The sequence below is a fragment of the Parvularcula maris genome, from assembly GCF_024505085.1.
Lineage (GTDB): Bacteria > Pseudomonadota > Alphaproteobacteria > Caulobacterales > Parvularculaceae > Parvularcula > Parvularcula maris.
On sequence record NZ_JANIBC010000005.1, the window covers coordinates 67,714 to 83,194 of the forward strand.

At 63.6% G+C, this 15,481-nt stretch carries 13 protein-coding genes; 8 read left to right on the plus strand and 5 right to left on the minus strand.

Features of this window, described 5'->3' with window-relative positions; all coding sequences use genetic code 11:
* Positions 1-65 precede the first annotated feature (65 nt).
* The 6 genes from NOG11_RS08535 to NOG11_RS08560 all read left to right on the plus strand — a co-directional run bounded on the left by NOG11_RS08535 (position 66) and on the right by NOG11_RS08560 (position 8,593).
* A complete protein-coding gene (locus NOG11_RS08535) occupies positions 66-731 on the plus strand; it encodes an MBL fold metallo-hydrolase (RefSeq protein WP_256619326.1) in 666 nt (221 codons plus the stop codon).
* A 151-nt stretch (positions 732-882) separates the two neighbouring features.
* Positions 883-2,370, plus strand: a complete 1,488-nt coding sequence (locus tag NOG11_RS08540; protein ID WP_256619327.1) for an O-antigen ligase family protein — start codon at positions 883-885, stop codon at positions 2,368-2,370.
* Positions 2,367-3,764 (plus strand): oligosaccharide flippase family protein, encoded by a 1,398-nt coding sequence (locus NOG11_RS08545; protein ID WP_256619328.1) that lies wholly within the window; start codon positions 2,367-2,369, stop codon positions 3,762-3,764. Before NOG11_RS08540 ends, NOG11_RS08545 begins: the two co-directional genes overlap by 4 nt.
* 93 nt (positions 3,765-3,857) lie before the next feature.
* Positions 3,858-7,148 carry a carbamoyl-phosphate synthase large subunit gene (gene carB, locus NOG11_RS08550; protein WP_256619329.1) on the plus strand — a complete coding sequence of 1,097 codons (3,291 nt, stop codon included), beginning with the start codon at positions 3,858-3,860 and terminating at the stop codon, positions 7,146-7,148.
* A gap of 54 nt (positions 7,149-7,202) precedes the next feature.
* Positions 7,203-7,676 carry a transcription elongation factor GreA gene (gene greA / locus NOG11_RS08555; RefSeq protein ID WP_370468255.1) on the plus strand — a complete coding sequence of 158 codons (474 nt, stop codon included), beginning with the start codon at positions 7,203-7,205 and terminating at the stop codon, positions 7,674-7,676.
* A gap of 185 nt (positions 7,677-7,861) precedes the next feature.
* Positions 7,862-8,593 (plus strand): sulfotransferase family 2 domain-containing protein, encoded by a 732-nt coding sequence (locus NOG11_RS08560; RefSeq protein ID WP_256619331.1) that lies wholly within the window; start codon positions 7,862-7,864, stop codon positions 8,591-8,593.
* Between the two features lie 59 nt (positions 8,594-8,652).
* On the opposite strand, the gene NOG11_RS08565 is transcribed toward NOG11_RS08560, so the two are convergent.
* The 3 genes from NOG11_RS08565 to NOG11_RS08575 form a co-directional block, all read right to left on the minus strand.
* Positions 8,653-9,102 (minus strand): YHS domain-containing (seleno)protein, encoded by a 450-nt coding sequence (locus NOG11_RS08565; protein WP_256619332.1) that lies wholly within the window; start codon positions 9,100-9,102, stop codon positions 8,653-8,655.
* A 326-nt stretch (positions 9,103-9,428) separates the two neighbouring features.
* Positions 9,429-11,081, minus strand: coding sequence for an NAD+ synthase (locus tag NOG11_RS08570; protein ID WP_256619333.1), 1,653 nt, complete (start codon positions 11,079-11,081; stop codon positions 9,429-9,431).
* Entirely contained in the window at positions 11,074-12,027 is a 954-nt protein-coding gene (locus NOG11_RS08575; protein ID WP_256619334.1) for a Gfo/Idh/MocA family protein, read from the minus strand. The genes NOG11_RS08570 and NOG11_RS08575 overlap by 8 nt, the downstream gene beginning before the upstream one ends.
* Positions 12,028-12,163: 136 nt before the next feature.
* Here NOG11_RS08575 and NOG11_RS08580 point away from each other — a divergent pair, with 136 nt between their 5' ends.
* Both NOG11_RS08580 and NOG11_RS08585 read left to right on the plus strand, forming a co-directional pair.
* On the plus strand, positions 12,164-12,343 hold the full coding sequence (locus NOG11_RS08580) for a hypothetical protein (RefSeq protein WP_256619335.1): 180 nt from the start codon (positions 12,164-12,166) through the stop codon (positions 12,341-12,343).
* Between the two features lie 143 nt (positions 12,344-12,486).
* Positions 12,487-12,987, plus strand: coding sequence for a heme NO-binding domain-containing protein (locus NOG11_RS08585; RefSeq protein ID WP_256619336.1), 501 nt, complete (start codon positions 12,487-12,489; stop codon positions 12,985-12,987).
* A gap of 140 nt (positions 12,988-13,127) precedes the next feature.
* Here NOG11_RS08585 and NOG11_RS08590 read toward each other — a convergent pair whose 3' ends face one another.
* Together NOG11_RS08590 and NOG11_RS08595 are read right to left on the minus strand one after the other, a co-directional pair.
* Positions 13,128-14,486 carry a class II 3-deoxy-7-phosphoheptulonate synthase gene (locus NOG11_RS08590; protein WP_256619337.1) on the minus strand — a complete coding sequence of 453 codons (1,359 nt, stop codon included), beginning with the start codon at positions 14,484-14,486 and terminating at the stop codon, positions 13,128-13,130.
* 236 nt (positions 14,487-14,722) lie between these two features.
* Positions 14,723-15,439 (minus strand): PepSY-associated TM helix domain-containing protein, encoded by a 717-nt coding sequence (locus NOG11_RS08595; RefSeq protein ID WP_256619338.1) that lies wholly within the window; start codon positions 15,437-15,439, stop codon positions 14,723-14,725.
* Positions 15,440-15,481: the final 42 nt, after the last annotated feature.

Sequence of the window (15,481 nt, forward strand, 5' to 3'; positions counted from 1 at the left end):
GTGCAAGGACCGCTCCAGCTGATCGCCGTTTGCGGTGCAAACCGCTCCGCGCTATTGCTTCCGTCATGTCCCAAGAGCACCCCTTCCAGGTCCAGATCGTTCCCGTCACGCCCTTCCAGCAGAACTGCTCGATCATCCGTGCCGCTAATGGCGATGCGGCAGTGGTCGATCCGGGCGGCGAGGTGGACAAGCTGCTCGCCGCCGCCGAGGCGATGAAGGCGGACATCAAGAAGATCTGGCTTACCCACGGCCATCTCGACCATGCCTCAGGCTCGATGGAGCTCAAAGAGCGCACCGGCGCCGTCATCGAGGGCGCCCATGAGGAGGAAGTGTTCTGGCTGTCCCAGATCGCCGAGCAGTCCAAGCGCTTCGGTGTGGAAGGCGAAGGCGAGAACGTGGTGCCCGACCGCTGGCTCGACGATGGCGACACGGTGGAGATCGGCGGCGTGGTGTTCGACGTCTACTTCACTCCAGGCCATACGCCTGGTCATGTCGTCTTCCACCAAAAAGAGGCCAAGCTCGCCTTTGTCGGCGACGTCCTGTTCAAGGGGTCGATCGGCAGAACCGATTTCCCGCGCGGCCACCATCAGACCCTGCTCGACTCCATCACGGGCAAGCTCTGGCCACTGGGCGACGACACGCGCTTCATCTCCGGACACGGTCCCATGAGCACCTTCGGTCACGAACGCGCCAGCAACCCTTTTGTGGCAGACAGCGTGCTAAGTGCCTGATCCAGGCAGCAAGGCAGAGCAGCAGCGGTTTCGTGACTGAGAACGATAAAGTCCTCGGCATAGGTGGTATGCTGGACACCCGCTGTGTGCAGCGGGCGGCCTGTAAAGGCTTGGAAGCGATGCAGTGACTCAGAACCTCTACATGCTCATCTTGGCCGGGATTGGCGGGGGCGGGGCGCTGGCGACGCTACTCTTCTTTGGAAGAGAGACGTTGTCATCCCAGGAGATCGTGCGGGTCGGCGTGGCCTTTGGTGTCTTGAGTGTGGCTTTCTTCCTCTCACCGCATCCGTTGATCTTCTTCTTTGGCGTCGTACTTACGATGCTGTTCTACACCCGGAAAACGAACTTCGCTGTAGTCTTCTTCATTATCATCCTTTCGGTACCGGGAAAGGACATCTCCTTTCTCCAACTACCAGGCATCAACTACGTCTTCGACCTTTCCACGCTTACCATCCTAGGCTTTGCGGGGCTCTGGACGGCTGCGACCAACAAGCAGAAGGACCGGACCTTCACGCTGACCGGCAAGCTGCTGCTGGCGATGCTTTTCTTCTACGCGATCTCGGTCACCAACCGGACGAGCCTGACAAACGATCTGAGGGCCATGCTGACCCAGTACGTCATCATCGCCGGAGCGTTCTTCGGTGTGGCGTCCGCCATCGATACTCGGGATAAGCTGATGAATGTCATCCACACGATCCTGGCGATGGCGATGGTGCTCGCCGGGGTAGCGATCATCGGCCAGCTGGTGGGCTGGAACTTCTATTCAGGACGGGCGAGGGAGCTGCTCGGTTTGCTGATCCGGACCAAGTCGCGTGGGGCCCTCCTTCGCATGACCTCCACCTTCGGCCAGGCCTATATCAGCTTCGGGATCATCCTTGCGAGCCTGCTCTATTTTGCCCTTCCGCTGATAGCCAAGCTGAGGGGAACGATTGCTAAGAGTGTCGTCATCATAAGTCTTGTGGTCGGATTTCTGATGAGCGGCTCACGGACTCCGTTTCTCGCCGCAGCAATCGGTTTTGGAACGCTGACGCTGATGGGTAGGAACGCCATGTCGCGGGCGTTCGCAGGAGGCGTCGTCGGAATAATCGCACTTCTTCTGCTGCAGCTCACTCCGTTCGGTGCTGGTCTTTTAAGCTACCTTCCGCTGGTTGGTGAGCGCGGTACCGACGACTACCGGGTTCGGCTTTTCGAGCGCGGCATGGACATCATCTGGGACGCTCCTTTGTTCGGCGATCATCTTTATAGAAACAAACTAGAGGACCTGCGCCAGGGAGAGGGTATCATCGACATGGTCAATACCTATCTCAGCAAGGCCCTAGAACACGGCATTCCCTATACTGTCTTGTTTGTCTCCATCCTTGCGGTTCCCACCATCAGGACTGCGACGACCCTTCCTAAGCTCAGGGCGGTCGATGCTGAGCTGGCCTTTATCGGTGCTTCCATCGTTGCCGGCATCTCCGTTCTGATGATCGGCTTCACCGCGACGTCCATGAGCGCTCACTTCGAGGTCATTATCATGGGCCTCTCCGGATTAGCCGTGGCCTATAACAGGATCGCGGCACGCGTTCTTACAGAAGCCCCCGGCGGCAAAGCGGTTCATGGGCTGGCCAAGCCTTGGCCCGGAACGGTTCCCGCATGAACGTTTCCGCGAACTCGCTGCAGAACCTAGCTGGGCGCTACCGCGAAAAGCTTCTCGGCAGCCCTGCCATGCGCCAGCTTTTCCGGCGTTCGGCCGGAGCGGGAAGCTGGCTAACGATCGACATAGCGGTCCAGACCCTACTGAGACTTCTGTCGAACTTCATCATGGTTCGTCTGCTCGCGCCGGAGGCTTTCGGCCTGGTGGCGGTGGCGTTCAGCCTGGTCACTCTTCTAGGGATGATGACCGATGTGGGGCTGTCAGGGAATGTAATCCGCAGCGATCGAGGTGAGGACCCCGCCTTCCTCAGGACCGTCTGGTCTACACAGATCATCCGCAACACGACGATCTTCCTTGTCGTGCAGTGTTTGGCGGCCCTCCTCTATTTCAACCAGGGCTCGGTACCGGCGGAAAGCCTCTACGCTCTCGACATCACACCGTTTTTTATCAGTGTGGCGGCGTGTTCGATCCTAATAGCGGGGTTCGCCTCAACCACTCTCCTTGTCTCACTCCGTACCCTGGAGCTGAAGCGGGTCACTCTCATACAGATCACCTCAAAGGTGCTCAGCCTCTTCGTGATGATCGGCGCGGCAGTGCTCGGATGTGGTCCGTGGAGCCTTCTGATCGGGACGATCTTCCAAACCGTCTTCATCACCATAGCCTCCCATACCATTATTCCCGGTGTTCGGATGGGCTTTGGTTTCGAACGTGCGGCGTTTGACGAGATCTTTTCGTTTGGCAAGTGGATCCTTCTGGCCAGTCTTTGCACCTATCTTCTCACCCAAGCCGACCAGGTGCTGTTCGGCTGGCTGTTCGATGCCCGTACATTCTCCTTATACGGTGTGGTGATGATCTGGGTTCGGGCTGGCACGAACCTCATCAGGACCATCGTTCAGAAGCTCTGTCTTCCTGCCCTTTCGGAGTGCAGGCGCAACAGCCCTCAACAGCTCATCGGTGTTTATAATCGTTTCCGGCTGATGGCGGACCTCGTCTGCGGCGGTGCGTTTCTGGGCTTTCTCTTCCTCGGTGAGTTCGCTCTCAATCTTTTCCTTCCTGCCGATTACGAAGAGGCGACCAAGTTCGTCCCCTTCGTCGCTCCGTTGTTCATCGCCCCTTCCTTCGGCCTGCTGAAGCAGCTCCTTCTCAGCGAGGGAGACAGTCAGACCCATGCGGTCGGCGAGCTGACCGGCGCTGTGCTGGCGCTTATCGGTATTCCCCTGGCCTATGTCTATTTCGGGACGCTGCCAACGGTCTTCGCCTTCGTCATCCTCAGCCTGGCTGCCGTCCCGATCACGCTCATCAATCTGCGCGCTATTCACCGCGTGTCGCTATGGGGCGAAGCTCGTATCCTGTTGATGGCAGCGGGCGGCGGTGCCCTCTACCTGATGACCCACTAGTCCCGGAACGCCAGGCGCCCAAGCCCCGTTGATTTCCGCTGCGTGCGGGCCTAACGGCTCAGCCGTTTACGCGCGCTCCGGAGAACCAAGCCCATGCCCAAACGCACCGATCTTGAGACCATCCTCATCATCGGCGCGGGGCCGATCGTCATCGGCCAGGCCTGCGAGTTCGACTACTCAGGCGTCCAGGCGGTCAAGGCCTTGAAAGAAGAGGGCTACCGGGTGGTCCTCGTCAACTCGAACCCGGCCACCATCATGACCGACCCGGAATTCGCCGACGCCACCTATATCGAGCCGATCACGCCTGAGTTCGTCGAGAAGGTCATCGAGCGCGAGCGCCCCGACGCGCTGCTGCCCACCATGGGCGGCCAGACGGCGCTCAACTGCGCGCTGGAGCTCGACCGCACCGGCGTCCTCCACCGCTACGGCGTGGAGATGATCGGCGCCAAGGCGGACGTCATCGACAAGGCCGAGGACCGGGAGAAGTTCCGCCTCGCCATGGAGAAGATCGGGCTCGAGAACCCCCGCTCGGCCATCGCCTCCTCCCCCGCCATCAAGAACGATGAGGGTAAGGTGGTCGATTACGACCGGGTGGCGGGCTACGCCACAGCCATGGCTGCCCTGCCGGAGATCGGCCTACCCGCCATCATTCGGCCCGCCTTCACCCTGGGCGGCACGGGGGGCGGCATCGCCTACAACAAGGACGAGTTCTCCGAGATCGTCCGTGCAGGGCTCGATGCCTCGCCCGTCGGGCAGGTCCTGATCGACGAGAGCCTTCTTGGCTGGAAAGAGTACGAGATGGAGGTGGTCCGCGACCGGGCGGACAACTGCATCATTATCTGCTCCATCGAGAACGTGGACGCCATGGGCGTGCATACGGGCGATTCGATCACCGTCGCGCCGTCCATGACGCTCACGGACAAAGAATATCAGAAAATGCGCACCGCCTCGATCGCGGTCCTGCGCGAGATCGGGGTGGAGACCGGCGGCTCCAACGTTCAGTTCGCGGTCAATCCCGAGAATGGGCGCTTGGTGGTCATCGAGATGAACCCGCGGGTCAGCCGCTCCTCTGCGCTAGCGTCCAAGGCCACGGGCTTCCCTATCGCCAAGGTCGCGGCCAAGCTCGCCGTGGGCTACACGCTGGACGAGCTCGGCAACGACATCACCGGCGGCGCCATCCCCGCCTCCTTCGAGCCGACCATCGACTATGTGGTCACCAAGATTCCGCGCTTTGCCTTCGAGAAGTTTCCTGGCGCTAAGCCGCTTCTCTCCACCGCCATGAAGTCCGTGGGCGAAGTGATGGCCATCGGTCGGTCCTTCCAGGAAAGCCTGCAGAAGGCACTGCGCGGGCTGGAGACGGGTCTGTCCGGCTTGGACCCCATCAAGATCGAGGGCCTGGGCGGTGACGATGACGTGGCGGCGCTGCGCCGTGCGCTCAGCTCTCCGACACCGGAGCGTTTGCGGGTCGCGGCCCAGGCCATCCGCCTCGGCTTCCCCGCCGATCAGATCCGCGCCATGACCGCTTACGATCCCTGGTTTATTGAGCAGATGCAGGGGATCATTGAGGCCGAGCGCGACGTGGAGCGGGACGGTCTGCCTGCGAACAGTCAGGGGCTGCACCGCCTCAAATCCATGGGCTTCTCCGACGAGCGGCTGGCTCAGCTCGCGGGCGGCACGCCAGCTGAGGTGCGTCAGCTTCGTGAGGAGACGGGCGTCGCGCCAGTCTTCAAGCGTATCGACTCTTGCGCCGGCGAGTTCAGGGCGGCGACCCCCTATCTCTACTCCTCCTACGAAGCGCACGGCACCGACGAAGCGGGCATTTCTGATCGCAAGAAGGTGGTCATCCTCGGCGGCGGGCCGAACCGCATCGGCCAGGGCATCGAGTTCGACTATTGCTGCGTGCACGCTGCTTTCGCCCTCAAGGAAGCAGGCATCGAGACCGTCATGGTCAACTGCAACCCTGAAACGGTGTCCACGGACTATGACACCTCCGACCGGCTCTACTTCGAACCCCTCACCTCCGAAGACACCTATGAGCTGATCCGTAGAGAGATGGAGAAGGGCGAGCTTCTCGGTGTCATCGTTCAGTATGGCGGGCAGACGCCCCTCAACCTTGCACGGCCCCTGGCGGATCTCGGCGTGCCCATCCTCGGCACCCCGGTCGAGGCCATCGAGCGGGCGGAGGACCGCGAGCAGTTCCTGCAGCTCGTGCGCAAGCTCAAGCTTAAACAGCCAGCAGGTGCCACCGCCTCCACCCGCGAGGAGGTGTTCGAGGCCGCCAGCAAGATCGGCTACCCCCTCGTCACCCGCCCTAGCTTCGTCCTCGGCGGCCGGGCCATGGAGATCGTTCGCGACGAGGCTTCTCTGACGAACTATCTCGATACGTCGAAGGTGCAGTTCTCCAGTGCCGCCCCTCTCCTCCTCGACCACTATCTCGACAACGCCATTGAGTGCGACGTGGACGCTCTTTGCGACGGCGAGGAGGTCTTCATCCCTGGTATCCTCGAGCATATCGAGGAGGCGGGCGTGCACTCTGGCGACAGCGCATGCTCCATCCCTCCCTATACGCTCTCCGCCGAAACCCAGGACGAGCTCAAGCGCCAGACCCGCGCGCTGGCCAAGGAGCTGGGCGTCCGGGGTTTGATGAACGTCCAGTTCGCGATCAAGGACGGCGAGGTCTACCTCATCGAGGTGAACCCCCGCGCCTCGCGCACGGCGCCCTTCGTCGCCAAGGCCACCGGTATCCAGGTGGCCAAGATCGGTGCACGGATTATGGCCGGAGCCAAGCTCTCCGAGTTCGACCTTCGAGAGCAAGACCTTCCGCATACGGCGGTGAAGGAAGTCGTCTTCCCCTTCTCCCGCTTCCAGGGTGTCGACACCGTGCTCGGCCCGGAGATGCGCTCCACTGGCGAGGTCATGGGCATCGACCGCGATTTCGACAAGGCGCGGCTCAAATCCCTCATCGGTGCAGGCACTCGTCTGCCTACGGAGGGCTGCGTCTTCATCTCGGTGAAGGATCAGGACAAGGAGGCCATCGAGCGGGTCGCGCACCGCCTCGCCGAGATGGGTTTCAACCTCATGGCGACCGGCGGCACGCAGAGCTTCCTTGCCGAAAAAGGCCTCACCGTGAAGCGCATCAACAAGGTGCTGGAGGGCCAGCCGCACATCGTCGACAGTCTCATCAACGGCGAGGTGCACATGGTCATCAACACCACCGAGACGGCGCAGTCGGTGTCGGACAGCCGCTCGATCAGGACCACGGCGCTGCAGCGGCGCATCCCCACCATTACAACGATCAATGGTGCGCGAGCGGTGGTCAGGGCCATCAGGGCCAGGCGGGAGGGCGGCCTTGAAGTCAGGCCGCTGCAGGACTACAACCGCTGACCCTGCTGCACTGCAGCACCCTTCTTTGACCGTGATTTCGAGGTGCACCCGATGGTGGACAAGTTCCCTATGACCAAAGCCGGATTCGACAAGCTCGAGGCCGACATCAAGCACCTGAAGAGCGTCGAGCGCCCGGCCATCATTCAAGCCATCGCCGAGGCCCGCGCCCATGGCGACCTCAGTGAGAACGCCGAGTACCACGCCGCCAAGGAGCGCCAGTCCTGGATCGAGGGACAGGTGATGGACCTCGAGGACAAGCACTCCCGCGCGCAAGTGATTGATGTTGCCTCCCTCAGTGGCCCCTCGGTCAAGTTCGGGGCCACGGTGACCCTGATCGACGAGGACACCGAAGAGGAGAAGCGCTACCAGATCGTCGGCGAGCTCGAAGCGGACCTCAAGCAGAACCGCATCTCCATCTCCTCCCCCATCGCCCGCGCTTTGATCGGCAAGGAGGAGGGCGACAGCGTCGAGGTGGCGGCCCCCGGCGGCAGCCGCGTCTACGAGATCGAGAAGGTCGAGTACGTCTGAGGCATAATTGGGCGTCATCCCGACCGTAGCGTCAGCGAAGAGCCGGGACCCATGGACCGGCTGGTCGCTATATCCCTGATGTTTGGTTCATGGATCCCGGATAAGCCCAAGGCTTTCCGGGATGACGGTGTTCCTGCGACCAACTGGCAGGCGACGTCCCGCACCCGCGCTCTACTTATCCGTGGGTGCTTCTTTCGACCCGACACCGCTTCGTCTTCATCGCCACCCTCAAGACGGCCTCGACGGCTATCGAGGCGGCGCTGGCGCCCCACGCTAGTATCCACATCGCCCACACACGCTTCGGCAAGCACATGACGCTGAGCGAGGTCATGGACCGCTTCGCCTATATCTTCGAAGAAGAGCCCTTCGAGAAGTTCGAGAGCTTCGCCGTGGTCCGCGAGCCTGCCGAGCGGCTTCACAGCCTCTACCGCTCGCACAAGGATAGCTGGTTCGAGCGGAACAAGCCCGATCGCTGGACAGGTAAGATGAGCTTCACGGAGTTTCTGACGGACTGGCTTCGGCGCTATCCCAAGCAGGCCGTTTCGCAGACGGAACAACTCACCGATAGCAGCGGCCATGCCCGCCTCAAGCGCCTCATCAGCTTCGAGCGCATGCCGGAAATCTTCCCCGAGTTTGCCGAAAAGCTGGTGCCGGATGCGGAGTTTGCCGCCCTACCGAAGCGGAACGAGAGCCGCTCACAGGACGAGATCAGCGAGGCCGACCGGCAGTCCGTCTACGACCTCTATGCCGATGACGTCGCCCTCTACCGCCATGTCAGGCGGCAGGAACAGGCGTACCCCCGGTCCTGCCGTAACGCGGCAGAGCTCCGGGGGCAGCCTGCCCCCAGGCCGGTGAAGGGGAGGAAGAGCTGCTCGCATCAGGGGGACGAACAGCACCGGCCAGGGGTAAAGGGGTAAGGCTAGTCAGAGCGGCTCACAGAACGTTGTTCGCTAGGCGCTCCGAAAAGGTTTCAGTCCTAGCCGAGAACTTCGGGCCATTCCTGATCGGCTTTCTTGATGAAGCCGGGCACGTCGGCGAGCCACTTCTCCTCGATCGAGTCGTTGTAGTTCAGGTACAGGACACCGTCGACGACATTGGCGTTTTTCGGGTTGCCCGGCGCCAGGTTACCTTGGGCGATCGCCCAGGCGCAGTAGCCGCCGTAAGCCGGGGCGTAGCGAGCCGGGTCCTCTTCGAAGCGAGCGAGGTTCTCGGCGCTGGCGAAGCGGAACTCGGCACCGTTATAGGTGGTGGAGAACTTCTTCGAGCCCTCGACGCCTTCGCCGTCATGGAAGCTCACGGCATCCCACCCGCCAACGGCGGTGTTGTTGAAGAGGCCGGTGTGGACAGGGTCGGCAGCATTGGCCGCAGTCGGAACGAAAGCGGCGGCGGAGAAGCCGAGAACGGCAGCGGAGATCAGTTTTTTCATCGGTGAGGCATCCCTCGTGGTTGCACATCCTCCTGTTCGAGAAGCGGGCACGAAGGTTACTTCTTTTGTCTCACGGCGCGCAGCGCCTCCGACGGGGCGAGGCATTCTTAGTAGTGCGCTACCGCTTCGCTACTTGAGCGCATGCGGTCCGGGCACCCGGCCGGGTGCCTTCCAGCGGCGGCGTTGGTTTACTGGGAACATATTTCGCCGCCGCGCTTTCCTCCCCCTCCTTGTGGGGGAGGTGCCCCATAGGGGCGGAGGGGGACTGTCCGCTAGCGAAATCGCTGGTTACGGTACCTCCCCTGAAGGGGAGCAAACAAAAGAACCTACCCCTCGAAGCGGTTGACGATGGGATAGCGGCGGTCGCGGCCGAAATAGCGCACCGAGACTTTCGGTCCGGGGGCGGATTGGCGGCGCTTGTACTCGGCGCGGAACAGCATGGTCTGTACCCGTTTGACTAAGGCTTCGTCGAAGCCGCGGGCGGCGATCTCGGTGACCCCCGCCTCCTCCTCGATCAGCCCGCGCAGGATCGCATCGAGCACGTCATAGGGCGGAAGGCTGTCCTGGTCGGTCTGGTCGTCACGAAGCTCCGCTGAGGGAGGTTTGGTCAGCACGCTCTCGGGCACCACCACCCCGTCAGGACCCAGCGCCCAGGAGGGTTTGGCCTGGTTGCGCCATCGGGCGAGGGCGAAGACCTCGACCTTGTAGACGTCCTTGAGCGGGTTGTAGCCGCCGTTCATGTCGCCGTAGAGGGTGGCGTAGCCCACCGCCATCTCGGACTTGTTGCCGGTGGTCAGCATCATCGAGCCGAGCTTGTTCGAGATCGCCATCAGCGCCGTGCCTCTCAGCCGGGACTGAAGGTTCTCCTCGGTCAGGTCCGGCGGGCGGGCGGCGAAGACCTCCGAGAGCATGCCGCTTAGCGCCTCGACGCCGGGCTCGATGGGGATCGTGTCCATCCGCACGCCGAGGGCCTTGGCGCAGGCCTCGGCGTCGGTCATCGAGCTTTCCGAGGTGTAGCGGCTAGGCAGTCTCACGCAGTGAACGTTCTCCGCACCCAGCGCATCGACAGCGATGGCCGCGACCAGCGCGCTGTCGATGCCCCCCGATAGCCCCAGCACCACCTGGGAGAAGCCGGACTTTCTCACATAGTCCCGCGTACCGGTCAGAAGCGCGCCGTAGACCAGCGCCTCGTCCTCGGGCCAGGAGGCGCGCTTGCCTCCCTCAAGGCTGCGCTTCTCTTCGCTGCGGCGCAGGGTCACGATATCCGTTCCCTTGCGGTAGAGGGGGAGGCTCGACGCCATGTGCGATCCGTCCACGGCAAAACTGCCGCCGTCGAAGATGAGCTCGTCCTGCCCGCCCACTTGGTTGACGAAGATGAGGGGCAGCCCGGTCTCGCCGGCGCGGTTCTCGGCATGTTCGCGGCGCTCGCGCTTCACCCCTTTGCGGAAGGGCGAGCCGTGGGGGGCGATGAGGACATCCGCCCCCGCCTCCTTTAGACTGCGGCTGACCTCCGGGAACCACATATCCTCGCAGACCATGACGCCGAGCTTGAAGCCGCGCAGCTCCATCGGCTGGGGGCCTGGGCCGGAGACGAAGGTCCGCGGCTCGTCGAAGGGGCCGTAATCGGGCAGATGCACTTTGCGGGCAATGCCCCTGATCCTGCCCCGGTCCATCAGCAGGACCGCATTGTAGGGGTGGGCCGCTCCGTCCTCGTCGCACCAGGGGCAGCCGACCAGGACGGCGGGGCCGTCGCGCATGGCCTCGGCCAGCTCCTCCGCCCTTCGGCGGCAGGCGGCGACGTAACTCGTGCGCAGAACGAGGTCCTCCGGCGGGTAGCCGGAGAGCGACAGCTCAGGCGTGACCAGAAGGTCCGCGTCCCCTGCCTCCGCTTGCGCCTTGAGAATACGCTCGGCATTGCCTTCGAGGTCGCCGACCACCTGGTTGAGCTGAACGAGGGCGAGTTTGAGGATGTCAGCCACGAAGCGCCTCCTCCACCTGAAGGGCTAGAGCGACAGCGCGGCGGCCGTCCTCCCCGGTAACCGTAGGCTCGGCTCGACCACGAACGGCGGCCAGGAAGCTTTCGGTCCCGAAAGAGAGGGGGTCGCGCAGCTCGGGCGGCAGGTCGTCGCCCTCGAACGCAGCCTTCACCGGCTCGGGCGTGGTGTTGCTGATCTCGCGCTTCAGAAAGTCGAGATGCACCTCGCCGTCCGGGTAGACGAGGCGCAGGTCACGGGTCGGCTCGTCCTCCAGGCGCGAGGCGGAGAGCTCCGCCCTCACCCCGCCGATGGTCATGACCGCATCGACCCGGTCGGCATGAGGCCCTTTCTCGTAGCGGCCCTTCGCCTCGACATGCTCGGCGCGTCCCTCTCCGGTCAGCTTGGCGAGGAGGTCGAGGTCGTGGATCATGAGGTCCATCACCACCGACACGTCCTTGGCCCGCACGCTGTAGCGGTTGAGGCGGCGCGAGACGATGCGCTCCGGCTTGCCGCGCCCGAGAAGGCCAAAGCCCTCAGCGACGTAGCGCTCCTGATGCCCGACCTGAAGAATGAGGCCCTTCTCGCGGGCCAGCTCGATCAGCGTGTCCGCCCGGCCAAGACCCAGCGCGACCGGCTTCTCGACCAGCACGTGGATACCTCGCTCCAGCGCCATCCTGGCGAACTTGTAGTGGGTGGTGGCGGGGGTGGCGACGGTGGCGACGTCCACCATACCCAGAAAAGCGTCGAGGTCGGAGGTGCCGAGGGCGCCGTGCCGCTCCGCCCCCTCCTTCGCCCGCGCGATGTCGAGGTCGAAGATCGCGACGAGCTCGGCCTGCTCGCTCTCGGCGTATTTCCCTGCGTGGTAGCCGCCGAACACACCGGCGCCCAGGACGCCTGCCCTCAGTTTCTCCGCCATCTTGCGACCCTCTTCGAACGCTGAGGCGTCCATGCGCGGGAGAGCCCCCCCGGCGCAAGCCCTCACCTGCCTCAATCGGGTCCCTCTTGCCTCAAAATCGCCCCATTTTCTTCGGCGGCTGGCCTTGTTTGTCCGCAACAAGTTTCCTCGGGAACGTGGTGGAGATGATATGCGGATGCTGTTCGCCAACAATAAGCTTTGCGAGGAAGCGCTGGAAGAGGCGCTGCGCGGTCTGCGCGAGACCCTAAGGATGCCGGCCACCGCCGCCGTGCGCCCCAACCCCTTCGGCCGGGCCATGCCGCTGCTGATCGACAAGGGCCGCTCGGCCACGGTGCTGCGGGTTTTCTAGAGTGGTTTGTTGATCGCATTTTCGAACCGCCGAACCGGTATCCACTTCGGCGGAGAATGCTCTGCCGGGCCAGGCTTCACGATGCGTTAACCCTGCGGTCACTAAGGTTAAGGCTCTGTTTGGGCTATCTTGGGGCAATGGGAATGAAGGGTTTTGCGCTGGCGGCGATCCTCGATGTGGTGGAGGCGAAATCGCCGCCCCCTGCCGCGCCGAAGCCGGAGGGCCGCGTCGTCCGCGCCTTCCCCGTGGGCGTCACCTACAAGAACCCTTTCCGCACCCAAGGCCTCGCCGACCCTCACCGCCGCGAGACCGAGCAGCTCCGCGCCTATGGCCGCGAGCTCTTCACCCGCTTCGCCGCGCAGCACCCTGAGCATTTCGAAGGGGTGGAGGGCGCTCTCGCCTATCTCGAGGGCTTCGGCAGCGGCAAGGTGCGCGAAGGCCGCCGCTGGACGGTGAAGGCGGACAAGATCGGCGACGGCGTGCTGATGATCGACTACCGCTCCGATGTGCCCCTCCCCGATATGTGCCGCGGTCTGATCGAGGGCTGCTTCGCACATTTCGGCGAGGAGGCGATGGTCCGTGTAATGCCGGTCGTGGGCGCCAACCCGCCGCGGTATTTCATCGAGGTGCGCAGCGAGGGTTGAGCTGTCTCTACAACCTCTCCCTGGGGAGAGGTCCAAATCTTCCGATTTGGGGAGAGGGGCAGTAGCTCTCTTCCAGTATCCTCCCCCTCTCTCGACATCAGAGATGTCGGTCTCTCGCAAGGGAGAGACTAACACACACCCTAAGCCGCCCGCCGCTCCCTCCCCTCACGGAGCTCCTCCGCCAGGGTGAAGGCCAGCTCCAACGCCTGACTGGCGTTGAGACGCGGGTCGCAATGGGTATGGTAGCGCGAGGAGAGATCCTCCTCGCCGATGGCCTGCATGCCGCCTAGGCACTCGGTCACGTCCTGGCCGGTCATCTCGAAATGCACCCCGCCGGGATAGGCGCCCTCGGCGCGGACGAGGTCGAAGAACTGCTGCACTTCTCCGAGGACGGAGGACACCCGGCGGGTCTTGTAGCCGCCCACCGCCTTGATCGTGTTGCCGTGCATGGGGTCGGAGGACCAGACCACGCGCCTGTCCTCCTTCGTCACGGCGCGGACAAGCGCGGGCAGGTGCTGGGCGATCTTGTCCGTGCCGTAGCGGGCGATAAGGACGATGCGCCCTGCCTCATTGTCAGGGTTCAGAACATCGAGGAGCTTTAAGAGCTCCGAAGGCTCTAAGGTAGGCCCGCACTTGATACCGATGGGGTTCTGGATGCCGCGGCAGAACTCCACATGGGCGCCATCCGGCTGGCGCGTCCGGTCGCCGATCCAGACCATGTGAGCGGAGGTGTCGTAAGGGTCGCCCGTCGTGCTATCCGTACGCGTCATAGCCTGTTCATAGCCCAGGAGAAGCGCCTCGTGGCTCGTGTAGAACTCGACCTCGTTGAGCGCCTTGCTGCCCCCGCCGGTCAGACCGCAAGCATCCATGAAGGCCATGGCGTCGGAGATGCGGTCGGCGATCTGCATGTAGCGCTCGTTCTCCGGCCCGCGCGCGAACTCGAGGTTCCAGCGGTGCACGTTGCGAAGCGAGGCATAGCCGCCCTTGGCGAAGGCGCGGATCAAGTTGAGCGTCGCCGCCGATTGTCCGTAGGCGCGCAAGAGCCGCTGGGGATCGGGAATGCGCGCCTCGGGGGTGAACTCCATGCCGTTGATGTTGTCGCCCCGGTAGCTAGGCAGCGTCACTCCTTGAATCGTTTCGGTGGCGGAAGATCGCGGCTTGCCGAACTGGCCAGCCATACGCCCGACCTTCACGACCGGGACGGCGGCGCCATAGGTCAGCGCCACGGCCATCTGCAGCAGCACACGGAAGGTGTCGCGGATATTGTCGGCGGAGAACTCCTTGAAGCTCTCGGCGCAGTCGCCCCCTTGAAGAAGGAACGCCTCGCCCCGCGATACCGCCGCCAGCCGCTCGCGCAGGGTGCGCACCTCACCGGCGAAGACCAGCGGCGGATAGCCTGCGAGCTCCCGCTCCACGGCGTCCAGCGCGCCCCGGTCGGGATAGTCGTCGGGAATGTGCTTGGCGGGCTTCTCGCGCCAGCTAGCGGGCTGCCAGGTCATCTCGGTGCTCCTACTGAAGCGGCGACGGTAGAGAGCGAAAGCGAGCAGTGCAACGTCGGGCGCCCCTCTCCCCGGCGGGGAGAGGGGCTGGGGGTGAGGGGGCTGCAACCTCAGCAAATGTGTTCGGGGTTCTCAGAACACTGCGTGAGCTGTCGATCACCTGACCGCCTGTAATTTGATGCTGTGGTCCCCCTCACCCTCGATCCCTCTCCCCCGTGGGGAGAGGGAGGAGTGCCTTACAGCCCCCCGATCGTCATCGTGCCCGCCCCCAGGAAAAGCCACACCGCCGCAGCGCCCAGCAGCCCTAGCGCCGCGAGCCTAGGTCCGTGCAGCTTCGACCAGAGCAGAATGCCCGACAGGCTCATCAGGAGGAGCGCCCCGCCCACCGCGTCGATCAGCAGGATCCAGACGATGCCGATGCCGTGGCCCTTGTGCAGCTCCTTGAGGAAGCCGAGAAAGCTGTGCTCGGTCCGCTCCAGCGCCACGAGGTTCGCCGCTGGAACGTAGCTCGCTTCCAGCACTGCGTTCGGCCCGCGGAAGCGCATGTCCCAGCGCTCGGCCGCGGCGATCTCCTGACCCTCGAAGCTGACCCGCTCAATGGTTGGGGCATCTCGTGAGGAGCCCGCCTCCTGCGCCACGCCGTAGCTGTCCTGCACCCAAGCGGCAAAACCGTCTCGGTCCTCAAACGGTGTGCCCTCATAGACGAACTCGACCGCCGAGACCGTGGGCGCGCCCGTGTCGATCTTCCACACCGCGCGGTGGTTCAAAAGAATGCCGGTGAAGCCCAGGAGTACGAAGACGCACGCCCCGAACAGCCCGGTCCAGGCATGGGTGCGCTTCAGCCAGAGGAGGAACGTGCCCCGCTGCAGCTCGCTCGGCAGGAAGGGGTACATGGTCTTCGCCCGCGGCTTGGCTTCGGAAGCCGCCATGCGGGGGGCGGTGGTGTCTGACATCGGGCCTCGCTCGTTTTGCGAGTGATTATCAGGAGCGGAAGC

Coding starts and splice junctions, on each gene's coding strand:
- NOG11_RS08535 (WP_256619326.1), top strand. CDS start 66: ATGTCCCAAGAGCACCCCTTCCAGGTCCAGATCGTTCCCGTCACGCCC.
- NOG11_RS08545 (WP_256619328.1), top strand. CDS start 2,367: ATGAACGTTTCCGCGAACTCGCTGCAGAACCTAGCTGGGCGCTACCGC.
- carB (WP_256619329.1), top strand. CDS start 3,858: ATGCCCAAACGCACCGATCTTGAGACCATCCTCATCATCGGCGCGGGG.
- NOG11_RS08565 (WP_256619332.1), bottom strand. CDS start 9,102: ATGAAAAAACTGATCTCCGCTGCCGTTCTCGGCTTCTCCGCCGCCGCT.
- NOG11_RS08575 (WP_256619334.1), bottom strand. CDS start 12,027: ATGGACGCCTCAGCGTTCGAAGAGGGTCGCAAGATGGCGGAGAAACTG.
- NOG11_RS08580 (WP_256619335.1), top strand. CDS start 12,164: ATGCGGATGCTGTTCGCCAACAATAAGCTTTGCGAGGAAGCGCTGGAA.
- NOG11_RS08585 (WP_256619336.1), top strand. CDS start 12,487: ATGAAGGGTTTTGCGCTGGCGGCGATCCTCGATGTGGTGGAGGCGAAA.
- NOG11_RS08590 (WP_256619337.1), bottom strand. CDS start 14,486: ATGACCTGGCAGCCCGCTAGCTGGCGCGAGAAGCCCGCCAAGCACATT.
- NOG11_RS08595 (WP_256619338.1), bottom strand. CDS start 15,439: ATGTCAGACACCACCGCCCCCCGCATGGCGGCTTCCGAAGCCAAGCCG.